The 1068-nt window shown below is 73.3% G+C and carries 1 protein-coding gene and 1 pseudogene; both read right to left on the bottom strand.

The window, feature by feature from the left end; translation table 11 throughout:
• Positions 1-122: 122 nt before the first annotated feature.
• Entirely contained in the window at positions 123-752 is a 630-nt protein-coding gene (locus tag GA0115259_RS38330; RefSeq protein ID WP_093605243.1) for a SigE family RNA polymerase sigma factor, read from the bottom strand.
• A gap of 71 nt (positions 753-823) precedes the next feature.
• A pseudogene (locus GA0115259_RS40985) lies at positions 824-1068 on the bottom strand (hypothetical protein); the annotation flags it as partial.

Here is a 1068-nt window from a genome sequence, read left to right as displayed (position 1 = left end):
CGGCGGTCGGCGGGCGGTGGCGGCCGACGGCGGTGCCGCGCGGCGCAGGTCGGGGAGGCCGACCGTACGGGTTCTGGCCTCCAGGGCGTCCCGTAGCCGACGTTCCAGCAGATCCCGGTCGCTCATCGGACCATCAACTCCAACTCCTTGCCCAGGGCGTTCAGCGCCCGGCTCGCGGTGGACTTGACCGTGCCACGGGAGACTCCGAGTGTGTCCGCGATCTGGGCCTCGGTGAGGTTGGACCAGTAGCGCAGGACGAGCACCTCGCGCTGGCGCCTGGTGAGGCGGCGCAGGGCCACGAGTACTTCCCGGTGTTCCTCGCGGAGCAGTACGTACTCCTCGGCCGGAGGCGCGTGGCTCTCCCGTTCCGGTATGTACGCGCGTACGGTCCTGCGGCGGCGCAGGACCGAGCGGGCGGCGTTGACCACGCAGGTACGGACGTACACTTCCGGGTCGTCCAGGCCGGTGAGCCGCTCGCCGTACCGTCGGAAGAGCGCGGCGAACGCGTCCTGGACCACGTCCTCCGCTGTGGGCAGGTCGTCCACGAGGAGCAGCGCCAGGCGGACGAGCTGGAGCCGGCGGTGGTGGTAGAGATCGTCGATCGCGGCCGTGGTCCAGGGCGGACCGGTGAGGGCGGCCGGCGGGTCGCGTCTCGCGTCGGATCTCGCGTCGCGTCTCTTGGAGAGGCTGCGCAGCAGCAGGCGCCAACGGTTGGGGAAGGTCGCTGCGACTGCCGCTGCCGCTGTGCTCATGGTTCTCCTGGACGGGTGGCAAGGTCGGGGGGCCACCGGGTCGTCACCGGGCGGCCCCCTGGGAGGAGTTGCTACTTACCGGGTACGGGCGCGGGGACGGGCTTGCCCGGTACGGGATTCGCGGGCGTGCTCGGAACCGGGGTCGGCTGGGCGGGAGCCGGAGCGGGCTTGCCCGGTACGGGATTCGCCGGGACCGGCGCGGGCGCGGGCTTGCCCGGGACGGGCTTGGCCGGAACCGGAGCGGGCTTCGCCGGGACAGGCTTGGGCGCGGGCTTGGCCGGTACGGGCTTCGCCGGGACCGGCGCGGGCGCGGGCT

This window comes from Streptomyces sp. MnatMP-M17, from assembly GCF_900091995.1.
In the GTDB taxonomy this organism is placed as follows: domain Bacteria; phylum Actinomycetota; class Actinomycetes; order Streptomycetales; family Streptomycetaceae; genus Streptomyces.
Note: the sequence above shows the minus strand (reverse complement) of the source record. Positions and strands in the feature narration are given on the sequence as shown.